The sequence below is a fragment of the Planomicrobium sp. CPCC 101079 genome (assembly GCF_007859275.1).
In the GTDB taxonomy this organism is placed as follows: domain Bacteria; phylum Bacillota; class Bacilli; order Bacillales_A; family Planococcaceae; genus Planococcus.
Map to the genome: position 1 here is coordinate 122,993 of NZ_VOHC01000030.1, position 24,942 is coordinate 147,934.

Annotated in this window: 19 protein-coding genes; 2 read left to right on the plus strand and 17 right to left on the minus strand. The window is 45.6% G+C overall.

Annotation, left to right across the window (positions count from 1 at the left end):
• Window positions 1–34: 34 nt before the first annotated feature.
• On the minus strand, window positions 35–574 hold the full coding sequence (locus FQV28_RS15725) for an NUDIX hydrolase (protein WP_146497459.1): 540 nt from the start codon (window positions 572–574) through the stop codon (window positions 35–37).
• 254 nt (window positions 575–828) lie between these two features.
• Between FQV28_RS15725 and FQV28_RS15730 the strand changes: the two genes are divergently transcribed.
• Window positions 829–1,233, plus strand: coding sequence for a hypothetical protein (locus FQV28_RS15730; protein ID WP_146497460.1), 405 nt, complete (start codon window positions 829–831; stop codon window positions 1,231–1,233).
• A 149-nt stretch (window positions 1,234–1,382) separates the two neighbouring features.
• On the opposite strand, the gene FQV28_RS15735 is transcribed toward FQV28_RS15730, so the two are convergent.
• The 13 genes from FQV28_RS15735 to FQV28_RS15795 form a co-directional block, all read right to left on the minus strand.
• Complete coding sequence (locus tag FQV28_RS15735; protein WP_146497461.1) at window positions 1,383–2,360, minus strand: SPFH domain-containing protein; 978 nt, start codon at window positions 2,358–2,360, stop codon at window positions 1,383–1,385.
• Window positions 2,361–2,393: 33 nt separating this feature from the next.
• Window positions 2,394–3,176 (minus strand): TPM domain-containing protein, encoded by a 783-nt coding sequence (locus tag FQV28_RS15740; RefSeq protein ID WP_146497462.1) that lies wholly within the window; start codon window positions 3,174–3,176, stop codon window positions 2,394–2,396.
• A complete protein-coding gene (locus FQV28_RS15745) occupies window positions 3,170–4,198 on the minus strand; it encodes a TFIIB-type zinc ribbon-containing protein (protein ID WP_146497463.1) in 1,029 nt (342 codons plus the stop codon). The genes FQV28_RS15740 and FQV28_RS15745 overlap by 7 nt, the downstream gene beginning before the upstream one ends.
• Window positions 4,199–4,246: 48 nt before the next feature.
• A complete protein-coding gene (locus tag FQV28_RS15750; RefSeq protein ID WP_146497464.1) occupies window positions 4,247–4,966 on the minus strand; it encodes a PspA/IM30 family protein in 720 nt (239 codons plus the stop codon).
• Window positions 4,967–5,317: 351 nt separating this feature from the next.
• On the minus strand, window positions 5,318–6,208 hold the full coding sequence (locus FQV28_RS15755; protein ID WP_146497465.1) for a YitT family protein: 891 nt from the start codon (window positions 6,206–6,208) through the stop codon (window positions 5,318–5,320).
• 296 nt (window positions 6,209–6,504) lie between these two features.
• Window positions 6,505–7,986 (minus strand): alanine/glycine:cation symporter family protein, encoded by a 1,482-nt coding sequence (locus tag FQV28_RS15760; RefSeq protein ID WP_146497466.1) that lies wholly within the window; start codon window positions 7,984–7,986, stop codon window positions 6,505–6,507.
• Window positions 7,987–8,825: 839 nt separating this feature from the next.
• Window positions 8,826–9,845, minus strand: coding sequence for an SDR family oxidoreductase (locus FQV28_RS15765; protein WP_146497467.1), 1,020 nt, complete (start codon window positions 9,843–9,845; stop codon window positions 8,826–8,828).
• 335 nt (window positions 9,846–10,180) lie between these two features.
• Window positions 10,181–11,335 (minus strand): M24 family metallopeptidase, encoded by a 1,155-nt coding sequence (locus FQV28_RS15770; protein ID WP_146497468.1) that lies wholly within the window; start codon window positions 11,333–11,335, stop codon window positions 10,181–10,183.
• Entirely contained in the window at window positions 11,332–12,735 is a 1,404-nt protein-coding gene (locus tag FQV28_RS15775) for a sodium:solute symporter family protein (RefSeq protein WP_146497559.1), read from the minus strand. Before FQV28_RS15775 ends, FQV28_RS15770 begins: the two co-directional genes overlap by 4 nt.
• Window positions 12,736–13,128: 393 nt before the next feature.
• Window positions 13,129–15,081 carry a lipoteichoic acid synthase gene (gene ltaS, locus FQV28_RS15780; protein ID WP_146497469.1) on the minus strand — a complete coding sequence of 651 codons (1,953 nt, stop codon included), beginning with the start codon at window positions 15,079–15,081 and terminating at the stop codon, window positions 13,129–13,131.
• Window positions 15,082–15,238: 157 nt separating this feature from the next.
• Complete coding sequence (locus tag FQV28_RS15785) at window positions 15,239–15,988, minus strand: hypothetical protein (protein WP_146497470.1); 750 nt, start codon at window positions 15,986–15,988, stop codon at window positions 15,239–15,241.
• Window positions 15,989–15,992: 4 nt separating this feature from the next.
• Window positions 15,993–19,721: a DEAD/DEAH box helicase gene (locus tag FQV28_RS15790; protein ID WP_255472980.1), complete on the minus strand. Its 3,729-nt coding sequence runs from the start codon at window positions 19,719–19,721 to the stop codon at window positions 15,993–15,995.
• Window positions 19,722–20,000: 279 nt separating this feature from the next.
• Window positions 20,001–20,990 carry an alpha/beta hydrolase gene (locus FQV28_RS15795; protein ID WP_186763913.1) on the minus strand — a complete coding sequence of 330 codons (990 nt, stop codon included), beginning with the start codon at window positions 20,988–20,990 and terminating at the stop codon, window positions 20,001–20,003.
• A 115-nt stretch (window positions 20,991–21,105) separates the two neighbouring features.
• Between FQV28_RS15795 and FQV28_RS15800 the strand changes: the two genes are divergently transcribed.
• A complete protein-coding gene (locus FQV28_RS15800) occupies window positions 21,106–21,582 on the plus strand; it encodes an SRPBCC domain-containing protein (protein ID WP_146497472.1) in 477 nt (158 codons plus the stop codon).
• Window positions 21,583–21,695: 113 nt separating this feature from the next.
• Here FQV28_RS15800 and FQV28_RS15805 read toward each other — a convergent pair whose 3' ends face one another.
• The 3 genes from FQV28_RS15805 to FQV28_RS15815 all read right to left on the minus strand — a co-directional run bounded on the left by FQV28_RS15805 (window position 21,696) and on the right by FQV28_RS15815 (window position 24,702).
• A complete protein-coding gene (locus tag FQV28_RS15805; RefSeq protein WP_146497473.1) occupies window positions 21,696–22,460 on the minus strand; it encodes an amidohydrolase family protein in 765 nt (254 codons plus the stop codon).
• Between the two features lie 9 nt (window positions 22,461–22,469).
• Window positions 22,470–23,771 carry an SLC13 family permease gene (locus FQV28_RS15810; RefSeq protein WP_146497474.1) on the minus strand — a complete coding sequence of 434 codons (1,302 nt, stop codon included), beginning with the start codon at window positions 23,769–23,771 and terminating at the stop codon, window positions 22,470–22,472.
• Between the two features lie 208 nt (window positions 23,772–23,979).
• Window positions 23,980–24,702 carry a GntR family transcriptional regulator gene (locus tag FQV28_RS15815; RefSeq protein WP_146497475.1) on the minus strand — a complete coding sequence of 241 codons (723 nt, stop codon included), beginning with the start codon at window positions 24,700–24,702 and terminating at the stop codon, window positions 23,980–23,982.
• Window positions 24,703–24,942: the final 240 nt, after the last annotated feature.

A 24,942-nucleotide genomic window follows, 5' to 3' on the forward strand; every position in this document is an offset into this window, starting at 1 on the left:
TTATTGTAACATGCGAAAAGGGGGACCTTTTTTCCTAAATTTCCGCCTTCATCTTTCTCAGGTTATCGAAATTGCACAACACTTCAGCCAACACAAAATTTTCCCGGCGAATAAATACCTGCCCTTCATCTTGTTCTAAAGCAACTCTGTTTTCACGGATCGCTTGATCAGGTTCAACCCATACGGCCGCAGTTCCCGGTTCCCACTCATAATCTTCAGGCTGCTGGCTGGCCTTTGAATCATCCAGCAGATCACACAGGTAATAATGAGAAACCATTTGAAAATATGTGTTCTCTTCGAAGCGGTCTTTCCGCCTTTCGGTAACAACCCCAATTTTGTTTTTAACCTCACAGTTTATGTATCCCGTTTCTTCCGCCACTTCCCGGAGGAGTGCCTCCGCATAGCTTTCGCCTTCTTCCACGCCTCCTCCCGGCAAACCATACGTGCCTCGAGCCGAACGGACAAGCAGGATTTTTCCATTGCGGGTGATCACTGCCCTGGCTGCTGTTCTATGGACTGTTTTTCCAACGCCTTCCGTTTTTTCTTCACTGCTTAGTAATTTTTCAAAATACATAATGCCTCCATAGATAGTTATAGATTTTTACTGGACTATTAAAGCGTATACTGCTTTGCACACCACTATTCTTCCAGTTATTGTTAGTTTATTATATACCTACTCAAACCCTTTATGAAGCCCCCGGAATCATGCAACAAATGCCTAGTGCTTATCTATACAAAATCATTCCGATTTCTTGAAACTTTTTTCTGCAAACCTTGTGAAATCTGTATATCAGTCAAGAATCGGAGGCTTTCATGGAAGAAAACAGAATGATACCTACCTATCAAGGACCAAAATATGATGGATTTTGGCGAACCGCGTTTGTCATCCTCTTACTTGCCGGTGCCCTTATTGGGGTTGCTCTCGTGGCAGCTCCAATTTACTTTTACATGAAGTTTCGAATTGCCTGGCTGTTGATTTTCTTCATCTTCATTCCGTTCGGTGACTGGATCGCCCGCAGTGCGCTTCGGTATCGGAATGGGTTGAAGCGTACAGCAAATCACCGATTCAACGGGTGGTTCCGTTCAAAGCTGTATCGACGGTCATTGCTTCTTCCTATATCATTAGGCAAAGCATCAGGCAGAATGGGTTTAGCCAAAAAATCATGTTCGGGCGGATTGCCAGGCACTGAAGCCGCCTTGGCCATAGGGATTTGCCTTTCATCTTTCGCTTAGCCTGCGCTGGTGTGGATTCCGTATTTTACTGTCAAGACATTAAGAACCCGGCACAAAGCCAGTAAACCAATAGCAACAAGTTCAACCCTCAAATAAAACGCCACCGGGATAGGCTCCCGGCAGCGGTTTTTTGCTTTTCACTATTCTTGTTACGCCAGCTTCTGCCCGCAATTTGGACAGAACTTCGCACCGCTCACCTTCTCGCCGCAGTTTGGGCAGAAATTTGGCGCTTTGCCACTGCCAGTTTGTGCGTCTTGTCCGTTCCCGCCGGCATTTTGCGCATCGCCTGAGCTTTTTTGCCCTTCCATCATTTCCTTCGCGATGTTCATGCCCATCATCATTCCTGCCATATCGGAGGCAGTGTTGGAACCCGAGGATTTGCCCATGGCATCAGCAACCGAAATCTGCTGGTATTTCGAGACGTCGCCCACCATGCCGATAGACGCGTTTTTGTTGATCATGTCTTGGATTTCCTGCGGGTAGTTGAAGCTCATTATCTGGAAACCGGTGACTTTCATGCCGTCGTCCATCATTTCCATGTTGAGGTCATCCAGTATCCCTTTGCCGATTTCGTGGGCATTCGCCTGCAGGTTGAACATGTTCTGTCCTTCTTTGGAAATCCATTTCATCAAAAGCTGATCGAGTACCGCCGTGAGCCGGATTTTCACTTCGTCCACGAGATAGCTGTCGCGGATACCCGCGATTTTATCGATAAAGGTGGTATAATCGGTAACCTTGAACTGGAAAGTGCCGTTTGCCCGGATCGGCATACCGCCTGGCATTCCAGGCGCCGGGATGTTGATCGGATTTTTCGTACCCCATCGGACGACAAACTCTTTCGTGTTAACAAAGAGCACTTCCACTCGCATGCCGCTGTTGAAACCGAAACGGAACCCTTTTAATGTCGATAAGAAAGGCACGATTTCCGATTCGATATCGTAATCGCCATCGTCTTCAAAAATCCCTTCAATTCTGCCGTTGTTCAGGAAGATGGCATCTTGTCCGGGACGAATGATGAGCCGGCTGCCTTTTTTGATTTCCTGATTGGTCCACTTCCAAAATATCATGTCTTCCCTGAACTCATCCCACTCCACTACATCTGAAAATTGATTTCCGAAAAACGCCATATCATTCATTCCTTTCTGTCATTCGAATGGCCGTTAAAAGCTGCGGCCGCCTCCGCTATAGGAACGTCCGCCGGCAGAAGTTCCACCTCCGCCGAAACCGCCGCCCCCTCCTTGTTTCTGAGGAATTCTGCGCCGTGACACGGTTTTGTTCCGGAAGCGGTCCATCTCGCTTCTTACCCGGGTACGATCGTGGTCAACATATGTAGACGGCGTGGTGGTCACACGTCCTCCAGCATTAAAGAGCATCGAACCAACTACCAAACCGCCCAAAAGCAGCGACACTGCAAGCTGGAACCAAGTCCTCAGGAAAATGCTTTCCGGATTGACGCCGGGCCGGTACTCCATATAGCGGCTTGAAGTCGCTACCGTCTCCCGGAAAGCGCCGCCGTAGTCGCCGGCCTGCAAATATGGCACAATCCGGTCAAGAACCATGTCGACCCGGCTATCGTCAAGCCGTGCTTCCGCAGTTCCGAAACCCGCCAAATACACTTCCCGGCTTCCCATGTCGATCGTCAAAAGAACGGCATTTTCCTGGTTGTTCTCAGCCGCCCACTGATCAAAATAATCAGCCATATATGGCTCAATCGCCTTGCCTTCCGTACTGGTCGTCGTCAAAAACAGAAAGTCGGCTCCCTCTTCGCGGCTATGTTCTGCGGCAAAAGCTTCCAGTTCCGTTATTTCCGATTCGGTCAGAAGTCCAGCATTATCATATATGTGCTGATCGGTCGCGGCAGACGTCTCAACACCGCCGATGGCAATAAAAAACAGCATCAAAAATAATGCAACCGCTGTTTTAACGTTCACTCTTCTCACCATAGAACACCTCCTACCGCATACGAGATGGCTTTCATCACCGCAAATGCGGAAGCGGCAATGCCGGTGAACCAGGCAAAAACTTTGGCCCTGCTGATCGGCGGTTTGCCGACCACTTTCCCGGTCTGGCCGTTCATCGCAAAAGTGTGTTCTTTGTTTTCGAAATCATAATAGACCATCCACACCGGAAATAAGGTATAGTACACCTTGCTTTTATTTGCCTCAATTCTTTTATTCGTATAGCTGACAGTTGAGTAGCCCGAAATCGTCGTATTGATAAAGGCATCAATGAACGGCACAATTTTCGATTCCACCCGTGAAAACAGTGCCTCGTCGTCGTAATCGTATTTCTCCGCAAGAAAACCGGCGAGGTAGGGCATCCGGAAGTCTTTGAGCTCTCCATAATCGTAAGGCTCAAGCTTGTCCATCAGCTCGTCGTCCATTTTTTCAGACGCGTCCGCTGGCACTTTGAGGTAGCTGAGGTCAATTTCCCGGCGGACATCGTAAAAATCGGTCTCCGTGTAGATCGTGTCACCCCGTTGATACTGGTGCACTCTTGTCGCGACCGCCGCCACTTCTGCGCTTCCTCCGATATCATACAGCCAGAACGGCACATACATGCCGGTCATCTTTTTGATCCGGTCGCCATGCATAAAGCCGCTCGGGGTCAAGCGCCCATTTCTTGTCCATTTCCGGAAAGCGGCGACAGCTTCTTCTTTGCTGACGGTGAACGGGATCACTTTTGCAGGGGCGAGGTCGCCCGTCAGCCGTTCCGCCAATACAACCGGTGCCCCGCAGAAGCTGCAATGGGTCGCAGCCGTATTGGCTTCTGTCAGGATTACGGCGCCGCAGTTCGGGCAATTGTATTCTTTCACTTCCTCTGGATCGAGTTTCCGCTGGATGTTCTCTTCCGGAAATGTCTCAATATTGTCCTGCCTGCCGCAGTTCGGACAGGACAGCTTGCCCGAATCGCTGTCAAATGCCATATCCGATCCGCAGTTCGGGCATTTATATTGAATGACCATTCCAACTCCCTCCCCTCAAGCTGCAATGAGAAATTGTCCATTCGCTTATCATTGTTCGCCTTTGCCTATCTGGCTTTTTAGCGCCTCCAGCTCATCATCCACGTTGATGCCTGCTTTGAGCGAGTTCAGTTCATCTTCCACTCCCGAATCCGTTTCGTACTTTGCAGCCAGGTCCTTAATATCCGTTCCTGTACTTTTGTTGAGCTCTTGCATCGCCATTGCCTCGTCAAGCTCCTGATTGATCTTCTCTTCCATCTTGTCAAAGGCAGAGATGCGTTCGCCTGCACCATTCACCGACGAGTGGAGGTCGTTCATCTTCTTCTGCGTCTTCGCGATAGCTGCTTTCCCTTTCAGTTCCGCACGGCGCGATTCAAGTTCCCCTATATCCGACTCCAGCTTATCGTGCATCTGGCGCATCTGTGACGTATTCGTGGATGCCAGCTCAACAGCTGTCTTCCGGTCCTTTTCCTTCTCCGCCAATTCAGCTTTGCGCTGCAGGAATTTCCGTGCGTCGTCCTCATTTCCTGCTTCTAGCGCCTTTACCGCATAGCGCTGCATATCGCCAATTTCTGACTGCAGCTCGTCAAGCTCCCGGCGCTCGCGCTTTTCAGCTGCCATGATTGCAGCCGTCTCGGCTTTCACTTTTCCAAGGTCGCTATTTAAATCCCGCAAATACTGGTCGATCATTTTTTCCGGATCCTCTGCTTTATCCAGCATCGCATTGATATTGCTCGCCATTATGTCTCTGAACCGTTTTAAGATTTCCATCAATCATTCTCCTTTTTGTCAGTTTTGCGAAACTGCCTAGCAGTTCCTTATATAATGAAAGATTACCCTTTCCCGTTTCCGGCTAATCATGTAAAAAATCCGCATGGCCATCATGCGGCTTTTTTAGTCGAACTCCTTATTTTGCCCAGTGGTGCAAGAAGAAATACATCAGGATGATAAGAATGGGCACGAGCCCAAAGGTGGCCTCCATCTTAACTCCTCCTCCTTTTGCCTCCATCATATACCTATTTTCAGGAAAAGAGGACATAAAATCTGACTATTCAGTCTTTTGTTTTCCACATGATAAATCCCTCCAAACGGTGAAGTCTCGAGGGATTCTGCAAATTAGCTTTAATTTTGTTCAGTAGAGTTCGCCGTAGTATTGTATACAGCGCCCTTCGCCCGAGGCGGTTTTTTGAAGCTATTGTCCTTGCGGAAATTGCCCATTACTTCCATGGTTTCACTGATGCTGACAAAAGCGTTCGGATCGATCGATTTGATGAGCGGGCGAACAAATGCAAGTTCATAGCGTGAAATGACACTGTACAGCACTTTAACTTTGTTCCCTGAATAAGCGCCTTCGCCATCCGTTACCGTAATGCCCCGGTATAGGTTTTCAAGCAATTCTTTTTTGACAGCTTCCCCCTTGCTCGTAACCACCATGAGGCTGAGCTTATGGTGGCGCGTGTGGATGCGGTCAACGACAAGACCTGTGATGTAAATCGAAGCCATCGTATACATCGCAAGCTCCCATGAAAAGATGAATCCCGATGCAAAAATAACAAGGCTGTTCAAGCTGAACACCAAAAAGCCGAGCGGAATGTCGCGCTTCATCGTCAGCAGCAGGCCGATAACATCAAATCCGCCCCCTGAACCGTAGAAGCGGATGATAATGCCAGCGCCAGCACCGACCAGCACTCCTCCGAACACTGATGACAACAGGACATCCTCCGTCACTTTCATGACCGGGATATAGAGCATTGAAACCGATGTCACGGCAACCGAGAAGATGCTGTTGAAGATAAATACCTTGCCAAGTTTCATCCAGCCCACCACAAAAATCGGGATGTTGAGGATAATCAGCCAAACGCCGGCATTAATTGGCGAAATCAAACCAAAAATCATGGCCAGCCCTGTGACCCCGCCTGATAAAATTTCATGCGGCAATAAAAACAAATTGAACGCAAAACCAAGCAGCACTGATGCCGCGAAAATGACTAATATGCCATATACTTTGTTCACCCATCATTCTCCATTCTTCAATAAATTCACAGCAAGCAAAAACGGAAAAATCAAAGCCGTTCCTGTTTGCCTCGGCCTCTTTTGGCCTTAGCGCAATGTTTCAAATTATAGAATACAAAATAACCTAATTGCAAGCTTTGTCTTCAAGGTTTAACAAATTTCTTAAAAGGCGTATAAAAGGCGTTTCTGCTAATCATAAGCTTAGCGGAAACGCCTTTTCCTGCACGAATTTTCAGGTGGCCCTTCTGTCTTCGCGGCTGTTTTTATAGGTTTACAAATTTCAACCTTGGTTGACCTTAAAATACTTCTGCTTTCTTTATATCCAGTTCATCACCCATCGGTTCTTCATACTGCCCTATCCAGAATTCAGCATCTTCAAAGCCCAATTTTTCAGCATCGAAAACAGGGTCTTTGCCCTCATTCTTCTGTTTTTCGTAGTCCCGCAAAACTTTTAAGGCAGGCTTCGTGAGGAACAAAATGGCGACAAAGTTTAACCAAGCCATACTTCCCATGCCAAGATCCCCTAGAGCCCACGCAAACTCAGCGCTGACGACACTGCCATAGAAAATCATTCCCAACAATACAATTTTCAATACATGAGTTGGCCACTTTAGCTTGACTGCTCGATTCCGGTTGAGAAAGACTAGGCAAGTTTCCGCTTTATAGTAATACGACATAACCGTAGTAAAGCAGAAGAAGAACAATGCAATCGCTAGAAATGCTGCACCAAAGCCAGGCATCACTGATCCTATTGCCATTTGTGTATACGCCGAAGGAGAAGAACCGGGAACATTATTGACAATCGCCTCCCCGCCCGCCGGCATTACATTGTACATGCCTGTAAACAAAATCATAAAGGCAGTTGCCGAACAAATTAGCAACGTATCGATGTAAACCGAAAAAGCTTGCACCAAACCTTGTTTTGCTGGATGTGACACCTCCGCGGCACCTGCATCATAAGTTTCACTGCCGATTCCTGCAGCGTTTGAGAAAGCGCCTCTTTGGACACCTAAAGCGATAGCTGAACCCACAAGTCCGCCGAAAGCGGCATTGGTGCCGAAAGCACTAGAGAATATGAGTGAGACGACGCTCGGCAACTCGGTGATGTTTATCAGCAGAATAATGAGGCACATCACAATATAGATGATGGCCATAACCGGCACGACAATTTCAGCGGCTTTCGCGATTCGCTTGACTCCACCGAAAATAATGATGCCAAGAATAACGACTAGCATACCTCCAGTTATAAGTGGTTCTATGCCAAATGCATTCTCCATTGAAATGGCGATCGTGTTTGCTTGAAGCCCCGGCCATAACACACCCATTACGATCAATGTAATAAGGGCAAAAACAACTGCGTACCACTTGATCTTCAAACCTTTTTCAATGTAATACGGCACACCTCCGCGGTATTGTCCATCTAATTTTCTTTTGTATACTTGCGTCATCGTAATTTCGATAAACGATGTAGCTCCGCCCAAAAGAGCCATGACCCACATCCAAAAGACCGCTCCCGGTCCACCAAACGCAATCGCGGTAGCAACCCCAGCGATATTCCCGGTTCCGACCCTGCTTCCAAGCGACATTGAAAAGGCTTGGAAAGAAGAGACGCCCGCTTTCGATCTATCACGGTTGAACGTTAGTTTCAACATATCCTTCAAAAGCCTTACTTGCAGAAAACGTGTTGCAATGGAGTAAAACAACCCTACTCCTAAAAACAGATAAACCAATGCTGAACTCCAAACGATTCCATTTAACCAATCTACAAAATTCTCCATGTATCCTCCTTTACGCACCGGATCTTCGGTGATGCACTCTAAAAATTTAGTGCATTAACTCCATCTATGAACGCCCTAGTCAGCGTTCCACTCTATACCGCTTGCTGCAGGCACTTTTCAGCCCTCTTTGTCGATAAGGTCAAAATCCACCTTCTTGAAAAACTATTGGTACGTTTGGATAACTTCTATGTATTGCTCCAACTGCTAAGCCTCATCACTTTCATTCATCAGCTTCTGACTGCAGTTCTAAAAACTAAATTTCTTATGTAGTGAAGCACGCATCGCTAAAAGCTCCGGGCCTGGCAGTTTCCGGGAAACACGAGTATTCTTCCAACTGGATCCTCCCTTTCTTAGCACCGGCACGCTCTACCCAATGTTTTGTCAGACTGACTTAATAATTGCAACGTATTCTTAACAAGGGCCCAGGAGTCTTGATAAGTCAGCATTTTTATTTTCCCCAAATAACTTTTTATAAACGCTTCCCTTCAAGTTTTAAGCCAATTGTAACTCGCGGCTTGGTTCATTTAGTAAATAAGGCTCTTTCCGTAAAGCTTGTTACTTCCAATAAACCAGTTGTTGCAGTTCCGGAATATAGAAAAGTGATGAGACTTTCATATAATTAGGTCACTTTGCAAAAAGGGCTGACAATAAATTAAAGAAGTTTTCTTTAACCATCGTGTTAAATGCTTTTTCAAGATATCTATGGACTGTTTTATGTATAGTCGGATCATCCCGCCCATATAAAAGTAGCTTCACTAAAAACCGGCCATGCAAGGAAATCTCGCATGGCCGGTTAATCGGCTGGTTACATTTTGTTTTCAGTTCTGCCATTTTCCCATTTAAAGCGCCTGCTGCTTCCACTTTTCCAGTACCGCTTTTTCTTTCTCTTGGTCCAAGCCCGCTTTTCGTTCGGTTTCAAGGCGCGCGGATTCCCACTCGAGCGTGTCCCGAATGGTTTCATGCAGCGGCCGGAATGCCAGGCCTGCTCGAAGCGCTTTTCTAATATCTACCGTCAGAAAACCCGCCATATTTTCCCGGTCTGGGATCCACAGCGGCATTTCCGACCAATACTGGACAGCGTTCGAAAGAAGGAACTCTTCATCCACCCACACCAATTCGGCATCGCTTCCGGAGGCTGCTTTACACTCTTCTAAAAACTGCGCCATCGTCAAAGGCGATTCCGGACCAGTCGCGTTAAACGTTCCAGTGCTGTCATCTTCAACCATATTGATGATCCACTCAGCCAAATCCCGGACATCGATAAACTGGACTTCCTTGTCCTTTCTCCCGGGTGCCAGCACCTCCCCGCCTTTCGCTATCCGGCTTACCCAATAGTTAAAGCGATCTGAATAATCATACGGCCCGACAATGAGCCCGGCCCGGACGATTAAGTTGCGTTCAGGAAAAGCATGCTCCACTTCTTTCTCGCATAAAAACTTCAACTCACCGTAGTATTCGTAGGAAGCGGGGACAGCTGCTTCCTTCTCCAGTTCTTCCAGTTTTCCCGGCGGCAGCTGGCTGACTGTATGATTTTCATCAATCCCCGGGTTCTCTAATCCCTTATAGACAGAGCCGCTTGAGATGAAGGTATAATGCCCGGCTGCGCCGGCAAGCAGTTTTGCCGATTCCCTGACAGTCCACGGGGCAAAGCCGCACGTATCAATTACCGCATCCCATGTCCGCCCCTCCAGTGCTTTCAAATCCCCGTTCCGGTCCCCTATCAGCTTTTCCGCTTCCGGAAACAACTCTGGATTTTCTTTTCCCCGGTTAAACAAAGTCACATCGTGCCCTTTTTTCAGCGCCGTCTCCGTCAAAAAGCGCCCCAAAAACCGGGTGCCTCCAAGAATCAATAACTTCATCGCCATTCCCCTTTCTTTTCTTCAAGCGGTTTATTGATATTTTTTTGTCATTTCTATTAGTGCATATTCGCTATTGGCTTTCTAAAGTCCTTTTATCTTCCTAGGTGAAATTCTTTCCCTGCTTTGATTAGAGTGTGCGAATAAGTCCTGATTGAAGTTTTCTGGTTTTGTGGATTTACTTTCCGAAATGGCTAGAATACTTTCCGTTCTTTGCGAAATACTTAACGTTTTGACCAAAATACTTTCCACACGCTAAAATCCAAGCAATAAAAAATGCACAATGCTGTTTGGCTTAGCCCTGACAGCATTGTGCGTTTTCAGTTCCCATCTTCACTTCAACTGTTGACACTTTCCTCTTTCAAAGTTAGGCTCTTCAAGTCACTCGGATATTCCGTAATGAGCTGGGTGCCTTCTTTCGTCAGGCAGACAGTGTCGGAGTGGCGGAAGCCGCCGACGCCTGGAATATAGATGCCTGGCTCTACGCAGAAAACCATACCCTCCTGAAGAACAAGATCATTATCATAACGGAGCGACGGTTCTTCGTGAAGGCCAATGCCGATGCCGTGGCCAGTCCGGTGATTGATGTATTCTTCCAGCCCTGCTTCAGCAATAATCGTACGTGCTGCTTCATTGACTTCTTTGGCTGTCACGCCGACTTTTATGAAATCGAGAGCTGCAGCCTGAGCTTTTCGCATGACTTCAAATGCATGGGCCTGTTCTTCTGTCGGTTCACCGATAAAGAAGGTCCGTTCGCATTCAGCCCGGTATCCCTTCAGCCCGACTTGCCGGCTATGGATGACAATTTCTTTCTCTTCGAATTCCCTTGTGTTCGAGAACACATGCGGCATATTCGTGCGGGCAAGACCGGAAGGCGACATCGCAAAATAATCGAGCGTTGCATCTGGATGATGCTCTGCTACTTCCGTGAATAATGCATGTGTGCCGACTTGGTCAAATTCCATTTCAGACATGCCTACTCGTGCATTTTCAATGGATGCTTTAAGCGCGAGACTCACAAGACGCCCGGATTCTTTGATCAGCTCAAGTTCTTCTTCATCCTTAATCGAGCGCATATCGGCAATCTCTTTATCGAGACTGACTGCCTCAAGCCCTTTTTCAACCAGAATGCGTTCTAACTTCACTGGCAATGATGAAAATTCTACTCCGATCTTCGCTCCTTCTGCATACCCTGACATGGCAGTGGCCAAATGCTCCAAGTGCGATTTCCCTTCACCTGAGTGGTGCTTCGTTTCGTGATAAACGTATAGTTTATCTGCTGTAGACTTATCCTTTGCGTGTTCTTCTTCAAGTGATGGGATGATCAAAGCCGTTTCTTTCGGCTCCACTATCAAGACAATCGGACGAGAATAGGTAATAGCTTTCAACCCGCTGAAGTAATACTGGTTTTCGAAATTCATCACAATGGCCGCGTCCAGTTCTTTTTCTTCCAAAATACTCCGTAATTTTTGAATGCGTTTTGCAGTGTTCAATTTAAAACCGCCTTTCCTTTTTCTTGAGTTGATGTAACCAATGTCACAATAATCAAGACACCAATTGCAACCGGAATTGAAATGAGTGCGCTATTGATTCCGAACGGCACGCCGCTGAACTCCCATGCAAGCGTCGTAATGACCCCTGCGGCCATAGAGCAAAGTCCGCCTGCTTTTGTGACGCGCGGCCATAAGAAAACCGCAAGCAAGGCAGGCGTGATGCCCGCTCCGTAAACCGTATACGAGTACATCTGCATGGCCAACACAGTCGGGAAGAACATCGTCAAAACAAAAGCGATAATCCCAAGCACAGGAATCAGCAACTTCGTGAAGATAAGCTTTTGCCTGTCCGTGGCATTCTTATTGACGAAGTTTCCGTAAATATCGTAAGTGACATTCGTTGCGGCAGATAGGAGGTAGGAGTTTCCGGTTGTAACAATAAATGCCGTTACAGCCGCAATCAATAACCCTCCAACAACAGTCGGGACTACGGAAGTCGTGGCGATTAGCGCCATGCCCGGATCGATGTCCGGAAACATTGATCTTGACGCATATGCCAGAATCGCCACTGCCGGTGTAGCAATAAGCATGCCAATAACCCAGCCGGCAGTGCCGATTTTGGTCGTTTTGTCGCTTTTAGAGGCCGAAATTCGCTGATACATGTTCTGGTCCCCGAGCAGCAGAAACAGCACCGGCACATAATAGCCCAGAAACTGGAGAAACGTCAGGCTCCCAATCACTCCGTTGTTTTCAGTCGGCACGTTTGCGGCAATCTGATTCCAGCCGCCGCCGGCACTTATCACAATCGGCAACGCCACCAAGAGACCTATAAGAATCAGGAAAGCGCTAAAAGCGTCAGTAGGTGCAACAGACATCAAGCCGCCAATAGTTGCCAAGAAGATAATGATGACAGCACCGATAATCGTTCCGGTTTCAACCGATACGCCTGTCGCCATATGAAGCACAAAGCCGATTCCTTTATATTGGTAAGACACAATCCCAACATACGCAAGAATGATGATGACGGCAGCCAGCATCCGGGCAGCCGGACCGTATTTCATGCCAAGGATTTCCGAGACGGTGTATTTGCCATAACGCCGAATCTTTGCTGAAATCAGCATAATAATGGCAATCCCGATTATGCTCGGGACCACATAACCGACAGCCGGCCATATACCAAAAGAATAGGCAATCGAATTCGGCCCGCCTGTAACGGTTCCGCTCCCTACCCATGTCGCAAGGAGTGTTCCCATAAGCACCACCGGCCCTAGCGATTTGCCAGCCAATATAAAATCATCGCTGCTTGAAACTTTTCGTGAATAGAAAATCCCCAGAATGATCATGAATACCCCGTATCCAATAACATACCAAAGCAGATTTGGATTGAACGTTAGTTCCATTCCTTTCTCCCCTTTCAGTGACTGATTTTCTTCTGATGGGATTTCCGGTGTCCGAAATTCCACCTTTACTTCCCGCTTATCCTTGGCCCATGCCAATACAGACACTGCACAAATCAGCAAATTGAAGAAAGTTCAAAGCCCGGTTTCTCTACACTGTATGTACTCTTTCTCGTGCCTGCTCTGTCGCCTTATCCTCCTTTCTTGTTGTGCATAATGGTCCAATGATTTCATTATATGATTGAGTTTTATCTAAAGTAAACAATATTCTGATAATTTAATATAAAAGGATTAGGCGGCATTCTTGCCTTTCTTCTTATTCGGATTGTTTCTATTAAAAAAAGGTGCCTGAAAGCCGGAATATATGGCTTTCAAGACACCTCGTTTTTACATCAATTATTCAGTTTCATCAATCGGAGTTGCCTGGTAATTATAATCGGCTGGATTGATTGGCGTAAATCCTTCAGGTGTATAGAACCTTAGCAAGTCTCCATTGACTACCTGATCCGACAGATACAGTTCGTAATTTACACGCTGCTTTAACTTTTCAGCTTCTTCCAGCTGGTCCTCTTCAATCGGCAAGCCGGTTTCGGGATTATAGAAAGTATCATTGATCGCGTAAATTTCCGGACTGACGTAATCGCCATTTCTGAATGCGACCAGTTCCTCATGTTCGTCGGACAATAGGTCCGTGCCGAAATGGACATAGTCTTGCGTTTTAACTCCAAGCAAGTGCATCACAGTCGGCAGAAGGTCGATTTGGCCGCCATACGTATGATTGATGCCGCCTTCGATGCCTGGAACATGGATGAACAGCGGCACGCGCTGCAGCTTGGCGTTTTCAACCGGGGTGATTTCTTTCGAAAGCACTTGTTCCATCGCCTGATTGTGGTTGCTTGAAATTCCGTAATGATCACCATACATCACGACCATCGTGTTGTCAGCCAAACCGGATTCTTCCAAACTCTCAAAGAACTGCTCGATTGCCTCGTCTGCATAGCGGGCAGTCTGGAAATAGTCATCGACACTCGGATCGCCCGTCGTGCCTTTTCCGATGGTCGTCAACTCTTGATCGATATGATAAGGGAAATGGTGAGCCACCGTGATGAACTTCGAATAAAAAGGTTCCGGCAGCGATTCCAGAAGATCCATCGATTGTTCAAAGAATGGCTTATCAAGCACTCCGTACTCTGCCATATCCCCTTCTTCGAGGTCGGTATAAGACTCGATATCAAAGAAATGATCAAAGCCGAACGATTTATAGATCTCAGACCGGTTCCAAAACGTTGCATTGTTTCCGTGGAAAACAGCTGATTCATAGCCTTTGTCTTTTAAGATGGCCGGAGCCGCCTGGTACGTATTTTTGCCTTTAGTAATATAAGCCGAGCCTTTTGGCAGGCCAAAAAGCGAATTTTCAAGCATGAATTCCGCATCTGCGGTTTTGCCTTGCGCCGTCTGATGGAAGAAATTATCAAAATACATTGTATTTTCATCTTCAATCATCGAGTTCAAAAACGGCGTCACTTCTTCCCCATTCAATTCGTAATTCATCAAAAACGTCTGGAACGATTCCAAGTGCAAGTAGACGACATTCATTCCTTCTGCCGCACCAAAATACGCTTCATTTGCGTCCGCGTAGTTGGATTTGGTGTAATTCAGCACTTCGGTAGTATCATCGCTATCCGCCATTACTCGTTGCGAAGAAGACTTCAAGCTTTCCACTGTGTCGTAAATAGCGTAATTATACATCCCTAAATACTTCACAATATAATTTCTGTCAAAACCGCGTGTTAATAATTGCGGACGGTCCCCTTCAGCCATGGCCAAGTTGAAGAACGAAATTGCCAAAGCCGCCGTAACGATCGAAAGGACGGCTTTGTTGCCGAAGTTCCGGCTTTCTTTCTTGATTCTCTTCGAGAACACTAAAAGCGCAAGGAACATCACGTCCACGAAAAACAGGATATCGGATGGCTGGATTAACGTTAAAACACTGCCTCCTAAATCGCCGAAATTCTGTGTCTGGAACAATGTCGGCAACGTAATAAAATCACTGAAAAATCGATAGTAAACCACATTTGAATAAAGAAGAATAGACATTAACGTGTAAATTCCGAGAAGCGATATGTACTTTCGCGTTCCTTTAAAAAAGAGCGACAAGCTTAAAAACAATAGGGCAGAGCCAAGCGGATTAATGAACAGCAGGAACTCCTGAAGCACCCCGTCGACATCCAATTTAAATTGCGTTTTCTGGGATACATATGTCTTCATCCAGAGCATCACAACAGCTAATAGAAAAAGAGGCATGTACTGGTTAAAATTCTCTTTATTCATCAGTTTGATTTTTTTCATATTACACCTTCTCATTATTGAACTTCACAAGACACTTTGGGACATTGAATTTAAAAAAACTTGAAGCCAGATAACTCCAAGCACAGTTTATATAAATAATAACAATTTCCATTTTACTAGAATACGACGCAAAATGACAGTTTAAGGTTCCCTCAAATTATTTATTTTGCGGGATGTACGCTTCACGCCAACCCACAATTTCCTTTTCTTCAATTTGCTTCTCCAGCGTTTCATCCCAGCTGCCCGTCATTCCATTCCAGACGCGGGCATAAAAAACATCCTGCTTCCGGTCGTATAATTGGAATTCGATACACGGAACAAATTCCGTGCCGCTCTCTTCGCAATTTATAATGTCCGTCACGACGATCTGAAAACTCTCTTCAGCACCTAAACTTTCTTCTAAAAGAAGTTCATGCAGCCGGTCCCAGTCCACGGCTCCTTCCGCTGCATAGCGGTAAGGCGAAAGCATTTCTTTGCTCTCTTCACTCTCGTTGCCAGCCGCTGATCGGTAAGCGTCATGCACGGCACTGTATGAGATTAGCGTTCTCCCCTCTTCCATATCTTCTTCGAAAATGCCTTTCTCCAAGTATTCATGGCCTTTTGCCGTAAGCTTATAGCCTGTTTTTTCAACCCCGATCAAGTCCGTGCGCTCCATTTTCTCGATCAAGTCGCGGATAAACAGCTCTTCCACCATCAGCATTTCCGCTAAAGTGGCAGCCCTCCTGATATCCGTTTCCTGAAAAGCCAGGAGCAGCATTTTCATCAAAATGTCCATCTTAAACCGTTTCACTTGGCTGTAAGACACCTCGTATGAAACAACCGGCAATTGCCACCGCTCATTCTTGAGGATCGATACATCCGGGTTCACCAGCAAATTCGACCGCAGTTCCTTCATGAGTTTATCCATGCATTCACCCCCTCGTGCCCGCCAATGCCTTCAAGCCGTTTTTCTGTTTAACAACTTTCAATACATGCCGATACATTTGTTTGGTTTCTTCTTTTTTCGCGCGCACTGTAAACATCTTGGAACTGCCGATCAATACCAACAATTCCTTTGCACGCGATAAAGCCACGTTCAACCGGCGGTAGTCTTTCGCAAACCCGATATCGCCGTGCTTGTTTTGATTGTTGCGCACCATACTGAGCAAGATGATTTCCATTTCGCTGCCTTGGAACCGGTCGACCGTCCCTGTCCGGATCGTCAAATGCGGCAAACGCAGTTCCTGGTCGATCATCCGCTGCAGCCGTTTGACTTGTTCCCCGTAGAAAGAGATGACGCCGACACTTTTCAGATGGTCCGCCGCTATCCTTCCTTCTTGCTTCGCTTCCGCCACCGCATCATTCATTTCCACCAATAGCGCACTGATTTCTTTGAGTTCCGATGGATTATAGAGGCTTTTTCCGCCGCTCATGCGTTCTTCAAAATACGCCGGTTCATTCGGCAGATCAAGCCACATAAGATGATTGCTGCGTTTTACTGAATCCGATTCCAACAAGTGATCCCGATCCCGGTCGGAATCGGGAAGTCCGCATTGCAATTGCTTGTTCTCAAATTTGTAGAACGGCGAGATCGTTTCCATGATATCCGCATGCATCCGGTATTGAATTGCAAGCATCGTTTTGTTTGCCTCGGGCAAGTTCTTATACAGCCGCTCGAATAACGACTCTTCCAAGAGTTTCTCCAACTCCCGCTTTTCTTCAAATCCGCTGTTGTCTTTGATCATTTCCTCAAGCGTTTCCTCCAATGTGTCATTGCCAAGAAGCGGCGGCAATTGGTGGTGATCCCCGACCAAAATGACCTTCTTGCCTTTCAACATCGGCAGCAGCAGTTCCGGCGGTGTCGCTTTTGACACTTCGTCGATAATGACCACATCGAATACCGGGTAGTTGTCGATAAAATCCTTGCGTGCCGAAGCAACGCATGTTGTCCCGATCACATTGGCATGTTTGATGTACAGTTTGCGGATCTCGTCCAAATCATGGTCGTTCGCTTCTTCCAGTAAATCGAGCCATTTTTTCTGGATCGTCTGAAGCAAAGGCAAATGTTTCTGTTCCTGTTTAAAGGATTCCTTTGAAAATGACAGACTGGCCATCTGTTTGGCCGCTTCTTCGTATTCGGGTTCCGGATGTGAAGAAAGGATTTCCTTTAAACGGCCTGATTCTTGTTCTTTGTTCGAAACACTTTCTTGCAGCCGAGCCATGTCCATATCGAGTTCAGTGATCCTTGTTTGATTTTTCTCTGATGCCATCCGTTCTTTGGCTTGTTCAGCTTGATAGTCCTTCAACCGCTGCTCTGCCTGTTCAAAGGAGGCTTTCTCTTTTTCGAGTTCGCTGAGTTCGGCTTGCTGTTCATGAATGGCAGCTTCGATATTGACGGAAACATGCGCTGCATCAGAGAGCTGCCGAACTTGGCGTTCAAGCGGAATCCTTTCAAGCCGCCTTGTTTCCAATTCCTCCAGCCATTTCTGGTCCAAAGCGAAGTAATGCTGTTGCTGTTTCAGAAGCTCCCCGCATAGAACTTTTTTCAATTCCTGAAACGTCCGCTTTGATTCTTCTATATATTCGTCAGCGGTTTTTAGCTTCGCGCCTCTTCTCCATAAATCATTTTGACGCTTGTACAAGCCGGTGAGCGCTTTTGCCAAAACGGCCGGATCGTTCCGCTGCCGGCTTTTCAATACCGCCCTTAACTTTTCCAAGAAACGATCGAGGTCAGAAGAATTGAAGGCTTCTGTTGTTGTACTTGCCTGTAGTTTCAACTCATCAACAGAAATGCTAAAAGGCGCTGTCAACGGTTCAACGTACGAAATCGCAGCAGAAATCAGTTCATTGTATTTCTTCAATTTCCCCCACGCGTCGATTTTTTCACGGGTCACTTCTAATTTATTGATCAAATAAGTGATAGCAGGGATTTCCTCAATCTTTTGCTCAGCCATCACCCGCAACAAGCCGTCGACTTTTTTGAGGCTTTCGGCTTCAAAAAGCACAGCTTTCTTTTCTTCGATAACAGCCGCCGCTTGGTTTCGCTTATCCGAAATCATAGCCATCTCGCGATTTTTGCTTGCCAGTTCTTCTTCGAGCTGTTGCAGCAGGCGTGCACGTTCAAGCTGCTGGATTTTATCCGAGATTCGCATTTGCTCTTCCTGGAACCACTCGATGGTCTTGCTTCCGAGCATTGTTAGAGCCTCGTTGATCAACGCATCAATTGTCTGCAGCTTTTGGGCAAGTTCTTGTTTCTCGTGTACCGCCTTTTCTTTCAGGAGCCCGAATGACATTAGCTTGTTTTGTTCTTTTTCCAAGAGCAGCTGAAGTTCCCGGCTTCGTTCCTGTGCGGCCTTTTTCGCTTTAATTGCTTGCGCTAAACTTTCGTAGACCGGCTGCAGGTCCTGATAAGCTTGTTCAGCAGCTTCCAGTTCCCTTTCCAGCTCAGCTTCGCGGTTTTTACGCGTTTCGTATTGGGACGATATCTCTTTCAGCGTATTTTCTTTCCAATATTGGCCGACATTTTCTTCAATAAACTTCTTGCCTTCTTCTTCGATGCTTTCGGTCCGTCCGACGCGAAGAATACGGATGTCTTTATTGGCCAACAAGCGGCCGAGGGCATTATCAACCGCTAAATTCGACTGCGAAGCAACAAGCGTCTTCAGTCCCTTTTTCGCATTTTGGAGACAAATCTCCGCAATAACCGTTGTCTTCCCCGTTCCAGGAGGCCCTTGAATCACATACAAATCTTCAGCCGATACAGCGCCTGAAACCGCCTGCTGCTGGAACTCATTCAGCCGGTTATGAAAGGCCAGCTTCTCCATTTGCTTGAGCGGTTTGACGGGCGGTTTTTCTTCAAACAGCAGCCGATCGAGATTTGGATTCACCGCGAGGCCTTTTTCCAGGTTCGTGAAGCCTTGCCGCAGCCTTCTGATTTGGCTTAACGCCGCGAAATTACTGAAAACGACTTCTTTTTTATGGAGCGCATGCCCTTTCTCGCGAAGCTGTTTGACGATGCCATTTTGAAGTTCGATCTCCACCATGCGATTGGCAGCTTTTATCACGGTTCCGACATCCCCGTCAATTCCCGTAAGCCGCACGCTTAAGTTTTTCAGCGTTTTCCACTCATTGTCTTTCATTTGGCAGCCGGTCAATGTAATGCGGCTGAAATCATGGCTGAACGCCAGTTTCGAATACGTTGTCTTGATGTCCGGAATGTCCATGCCTTGTTCTTGGATTTTCAAATACCCTTCCCAGCTGCCGATCCGCTTTTTCACATAATCGGAACGTTCTTTTGCCGGCGTCATCCGGTTGATCAAATTGATGAGTGCTACTGGAGCCGGGTCGCGGGAGTTGTCAAAAAAGAGGTGTTCTTCCCGCTGCCAGTTCGTCCCGAGCGCTCCGTACGCTTTCCGGAGCGTCACATTCGTCACAAGCATTTGATGGTTCGAGAAGATGCAGTGAAGGACAATTAGCTGATTCAGTTCTTTTGCTGCCAGCCGGCTGTTCTCGGCCTGGCCGAAAATCAACGCAACCGAAAGCCCGCCATCCGCACTTGAAGGATAGCGTTCGATGAAAACCTTAAAAGGGTTGCCCCCAACAAAAAACGAGCGTTCGTCGATGCCGAACCCTCTCATTTTTTCCGAAGCGGTCTTTGTCATTCTTATGGAAGTTTTATATGCGCTACTATTTGCGTTAAGCATTCTATCACCTGTTCTAAAAACTGAAGAAATTTCTTATCGAATCATTCCATCTGATACGTTTTCCATCTCATCATCATACCATTTTTTTGAGGGATTTATCTTTCGAACTTGTGAATTTTATATCGTGCAATTTCTTCAAGCCACATTAAACACCTATTCCCACTTAACACGAACCCACAAAAAAAGCAGGCCTCTTCGGCTCTGCTTTTCCTATGTATACAATTTAGATTTCCTTTTTTATTCAACGCTTCCTTCTTTCTGCTCCGCAAAAAGATTCTCAGCCGCATGTTTAAATGAGCTCATCAGAAATTCCGTCGCCTCTTGGCTTATCTTCGCTTGTGGATGGATAATATCAAAGCCGTGGTAAGCACCTTTGAACATTTTAAAATCGACCGAAACTCTAGCATTCCGCAAGTTTTCCACATATCGAATTGTTTCATCTCTAAAAGGTTCGATGTCGCCCACGAACGTGACCGTTGGCGGCAAATTGCGATAGTCGGTTTCCCGTGCAGCGGCGGCGTAGGCCGGCACTTCTTTTCCAGATAACGCTCCAAGATAAAGCTTCCAAGCCCAGCGGTTGGTGTCCGAGTTCCAGACATAGGCGTTATTTTCCCTTGCCGATTCCGTCAGCATCCGGTCATCGATCATGGGATACAACGGCATTTGAAACGCAATGTTCACTTCGCCTTTGTCTCGTGCATACAGCGTAAGCGCAGCAGTCAAGCCGCCGCCGGCACTTTCCCCGCCGGCCATGAGCTGGCTGTCCCGAATGCCCAGCTCTTTCGCATGGGTTTTCATCCACAACAACACCTCATAGCAATCCTCGAATGCTGCCGGATAAGGCGCGTCAATCGACAGCCGGTAATCAGGCGCGACTATGACGCATTCGCTCGTTTCAATCAGTTTCTTATACATTTTCCCGCTCATCTCGGGAACCCCTTGCGCGTAGCCTCCACCATGAATCCACAATATGCCGGGGACCTCTTTTTCCAGATGAAGCGGCTTGTAGATGCGTACGCGAATTTTGGAAGCATCTTTCCGGCTGATCCACACTTCGCTGCACTCCAGCCCTTCGACATCTTTCCCTTTAAACGTTTTATCCATCTGCTTTTTGGAATTCTGCATCGATTGAATGAATTTTTCTTCGGTCGATTTCTGCACCAACCGGCTTAATAGCATTCCTCTGAACCGTAACTGCTTATCAACCATTTTGCGTGATACTCTCAAGACATGCCCTCCTATAAAATAAGCTGTACTTATCCAAAGTATAAATTGTCTTTAGAATAATTTCTAACGCTGAGCGGGTATACTACACTACACACAGAACAGGAGGCTGTCTATCATGACCAATCCATCCAGCAACAGAATAGATTCCACTTCAAGAGTGATTGAGGCAACGCCAAAAGCCATTTATCAGGCGTTCATGAATCCCGAAGATTTGGCTGTATGGCTGCCGCCAGAAGGGATGTCGGCCCATGTGGATGTATTTGAACCTCACGAAGGCGGAACTTATAAGATCACCCTTACGTATGAAACCGATGAGGTACATCTTGGGAAGACTTCTGAGAATACGGACGTGACCCAAGGCAGGTTCCTGGAGCTGGTCCCGGACACAAAAATTGTGCTAGCAGGTCAGTTCGATTCCGAGGACGAGGCGTTTTCAGGCGAGATGGTTCAGACCTGGTATTTGGAAGCAGTTGAAGAAGGAACAAAAGTGACCATCATTTGCGAAAACGTGCCGACCGGAATCCGAAAAGAAGATCATGACGAAGGTATGAATTCCACGTTGGAGAATCTCGCTAACTTCATGGGACAATAGAGAGGAATTATTTTGCTGCACAATCCGCTTTGGATGCCTTGAAATCCCAAAAGAGGCGGAAACAGAACCCTAATCCGGTTCTGTTTCCGCCTTCCATCTTTCCTTACACTTTTCTAATCGAGATACCAACTTTCTCCGTTCTGGAAGAAAATTCGATCCTGCGCTTCTTTACCAATTGTTTCTTTAACAAGTTTTATGTCATCATATGAGAATCGATATTTCGCTCGGGTTGAAGGCAAATCACTGCCGAATATAAGGCTGCTTGGGTTTTCACTATACAGTATGGGAATTAATTCCTTTATTTCATCACGTTCATATCCAATCCGGCCAAAGCCTGTTAAACGAATAGGGATATCTGCATTGACAATTTTTTTCAGCTTATCGGTTGGACACTCGTGCATTCCCAGATGATCGATCGATACCTTAGGCAGTGCAAAAATTAATTTTTCCAGATCCTCATCAATTGCCTGCAAATTAAGATAAAGCTCTGTCTTCCAACCGCACAATTTATATACTCTCTCTGATAGCTCTTTGATTTCCTGCGGCGAAGAAGACAAGCCTCTGTATAGATTAAATCTTATTCCTTTTATTCCGACGTTATTTAATTTTAAAATGTCTTCATCTGTTGTATCGATTGGAAGTTGAGTGATCCCTACAAAATTATTGCCTAATTCCGAAATCGCCTCTTTAAAATATTCTTGATAATACCCTTGATATGAGCCTGACACAACGGCTCCACCCGTTACTTCAACTGACATTTCTTTTAATTCTTTTAAATAATCATCCACTGTAAAATAATCTGGAATAAATCCTTGATTTTCTTTAAGAGGAAATTCGGGATCAATAATATGAAAATGAGAGTCAAATATTTTCTGCATAACTACCTCCTAAAGAATAAATGTCAAGATCACTGTTGCAATAATAGCAAATCCCAAACCTATAGGCGTGGCTTTATAAAGCAGATCACTATAGAATTTCTTCGAACTTTCTTCGCTTAAGCCACTGTTGCCGAGTATTAAACTGCCTCCTGTAGAAAATGGCGCTAAAGCTGTCGATTGGGCACCAATGATGATAGCAACCGCAATCAACGAAGGACTAAAGCCTGTTGGAGCTGCTATACCAGCAATCATCGGGAACATAAGCGGCGCAACCACACCCAGCGTACTGCTGAAGATTGACATGATACCTGCAATGATGGTCACAGCAATCGGCACAATAAAGGCCGGCATATTATTGATCATAGAAGCCAATAAATCGATTGTACCTGCTTCAACGGCAACATCAATCAACATGCCTACCCCTGAAACAAGCCATAACGTTCCCCACGGTATTCTTGTCATTATTTCTTTCGGCTTGTCTCCTGCCAGTTTCAATAAGTAAGCTGCTATCGCGAATACAACCGCCAGTAAAGTAATATCTGTACGTGAATTAATAAACTGGATAATTTCATTCTCTGGCATGAAATTAGCGAGCATCGGTATTCCTAAAACCGTTACCATCAGAAGAAAGATCAGTAAAATGTTTGTTTTTTGTATTTTTGTAAACCTTTCCGCTTTTTCAATATTTAATTTAGCGACCTGATTGTTTTTTCGATCAAAAAACATCAATACCAACATGATAAATATCGGATAGATAAATGAAACAATAAAGATATCCGTTGTCAGAAGGTTTGCTTGATCAGCGACTTCGGTTTCACTGAGCAAAGAGTTGAAGAGCACCCCATGTGCACTATACATAAAATTCGCGCCGGACAGCGCCCCCAACGAAACTGCGAATGAAGCATGCAACTTGTTCACTCCTGATGTTTTACACAATGCCATTGCAATAGCACCCATGACTGCCACCGAGGTGAAGAAACCGGCCCCCATCCCTGAAACTAATGCTGTAACAAAATACAAAATCAAAGGCAGCCATTTCGTTTGCTTTCGGAATTTATAAAGCAGTAAATGAGCAATTTTTTCTAAAGTGCCGTTTACTACGGCAAAATTAAAGAAAAGTGCCAAGGTGAAAATGACTAAGAACAATTTGGTCGGAAAGGTTGCCAATAACTCATCAATGGACATTCCCAAAACAAAGCAACCGATTAAATAAGCGAATGCTAGAGCAACTAAACCCGTATTTATATCGAGTTTTTCACCTAGATAAATCGCTAAAACAATAGCCAGTAGAATTAATATAGAATAAAACATATTTTCCTCCTTCATATATTTCTATTTTTTATTGAGTGAGAGTATTTCAAAATCAAGGTGGAAATGCTTTAAATCTCCGCTATACTCTTAAGAACCTGCACGCAATTTTGCATCAGCATTTTTGTCTTGCCCTAAAATGGAAGCCCTTACAAAAAAATGAAACTTTGAACCAGCTTAATAATGGTTGCTTTTACCTATGCATTTTTCATTATAAGCTCAGCACCGATTTATATTTGTACATGTCTCCACGGTAAGAAGAAGCACCGGTCAGAACACAGCCTTCCTTGACCTTCAAGTCAACACTTCTATATAAAATAGGAGAGCCTACAGAAACTTCAAGAACTTCCGAAATTTTTTGATCCGCAAGAACCGCTTCTATTTCGATTTCCCCTTCGGAAAGGGACATATTGAACTTGTTGAAGAATAGATGCGAGAAAGAATAATTGATATATTCTTCATCAGTAATTTGTTCACCATACTTTTTCAAAAGATAACGGTCGTCAAGAACAACTGGGATATCCTTTGAAAGGCGTAATCGTTTTACTCGATAGACTTCATCTCCAGGTTTTACCCCTAATTTTACGTCTATTCCTTCTGGGCATGGCACAGATCCCCTGTATAGCAACTCCACTTTGAAGTTTTTTTCAAAGTACCACCCTTGAAAAAAAGTATCCAATTTAGCGATATCTGTTTTTAACTTGTCTTTTCGAACGATAAAGGTGCCTTTTCCTTGGATTCGTTTTAAAAGACCTTCTTCCACAAGCACTTGAACTGCCTGGCGAATGGTCATTCTGGAAACGCCGAACATTTTTATCAGTTCATCGTCGCTTAAAAATCTTTCTTTTCCTCCTTTGTGCATTTCATCTGCTTTTTCTCTTAAGCTATCTGCAATTTGAACATACTTTGGAATCTGAGTATTGTAATTGCCCATGCGCACCCTCCTCAGGGTTATATCGATTGACTCAATTTCAATTCATCTATACATCTAGATGTCTTGTTTTTTTATTTTAAGGCACCACAAAGCCCGAGTCAATGAAATTTTCTGAATTTTACTCTTTTGTACTGCCGCTGCTCTTCCAAAGCCAATTTTATTAAACATCTTTTAAGTAATATGAGAAATGCCTCTGCTTTCTTTCTTTAACTCTTTTCTTGAAATGTTTTATTCCGTCTA

Excerpts from the sequence above, each read along its gene's own strand:
- ltaS (WP_146497469.1), bottom strand. The coding sequence starts at position 15,081 with ATGAAAAAAATCAAACTGATGAATAAAGAGAATTTTAACCAGTACATG.
- FQV28_RS15765 (WP_146497467.1), bottom strand. The coding sequence starts at position 9,845 with ATGAAGTTATTGATTCTTGGAGGCACCCGGTTTTTGGGGCGCTTTTTG.
- FQV28_RS15800 (WP_146497472.1), top strand. The coding sequence starts at position 21,106 with ATGACCAATCCATCCAGCAACAGAATAGATTCCACTTCAAGAGTGATT.
- FQV28_RS15760 (WP_146497466.1), bottom strand. The coding sequence starts at position 7,986 with ATGGAGAATTTTGTAGATTGGTTAAATGGAATCGTTTGGAGTTCAGCA.
- FQV28_RS15790 (WP_255472980.1), bottom strand. The coding sequence starts at position 19,721 with ATGACAAAGACCGCTTCGGAAAAAATGAGAGGGTTCGGCATCGACGAA.
- FQV28_RS15805 (WP_146497473.1), bottom strand. The coding sequence starts at position 22,460 with ATGCAGAAAATATTTGACTCTCATTTTCATATTATTGATCCCGAATTT.
- FQV28_RS15775 (WP_146497559.1), bottom strand. The coding sequence starts at position 12,735 with ATGGAACTAACGTTCAATCCAAATCTGCTTTGGTATGTTATTGGATAC.
- FQV28_RS15725 (WP_146497459.1), bottom strand. The coding sequence starts at position 574 with ATGTATTTTGAAAAATTACTAAGCAGTGAAGAAAAAACGGAAGGCGTT.
- FQV28_RS15810 (WP_146497474.1), bottom strand. The coding sequence starts at position 23,771 with ATGTTTTATTCTATATTAATTCTACTGGCTATTGTTTTAGCGATTTAT.
- FQV28_RS15750 (WP_146497464.1), bottom strand. The coding sequence starts at position 4,966 with ATGGAAATCTTAAAACGGTTCAGAGACATAATGGCGAGCAATATCAAT.
- FQV28_RS15730 (WP_146497460.1), top strand. The coding sequence starts at position 829 with ATGATACCTACCTATCAAGGACCAAAATATGATGGATTTTGGCGAACC.
- FQV28_RS15740 (WP_146497462.1), bottom strand. The coding sequence starts at position 3,176 with ATGGTGAGAAGAGTGAACGTTAAAACAGCGGTTGCATTATTTTTGATG.
- FQV28_RS15785 (WP_146497470.1), bottom strand. The coding sequence starts at position 15,988 with ATGGATAAACTCATGAAGGAACTGCGGTCGAATTTGCTGGTGAACCCG.
- FQV28_RS15745 (WP_146497463.1), bottom strand. The coding sequence starts at position 4,198 with ATGGTCATTCAATATAAATGCCCGAACTGCGGATCGGATATGGCATTT.
- FQV28_RS15735 (WP_146497461.1), bottom strand. The coding sequence starts at position 2,360 with ATGGCGTTTTTCGGAAATCAATTTTCAGATGTAGTGGAGTGGGATGAG.
- FQV28_RS15815 (WP_146497475.1), bottom strand. The coding sequence starts at position 24,702 with ATGGGCAATTACAATACTCAGATTCCAAAGTATGTTCAAATTGCAGAT.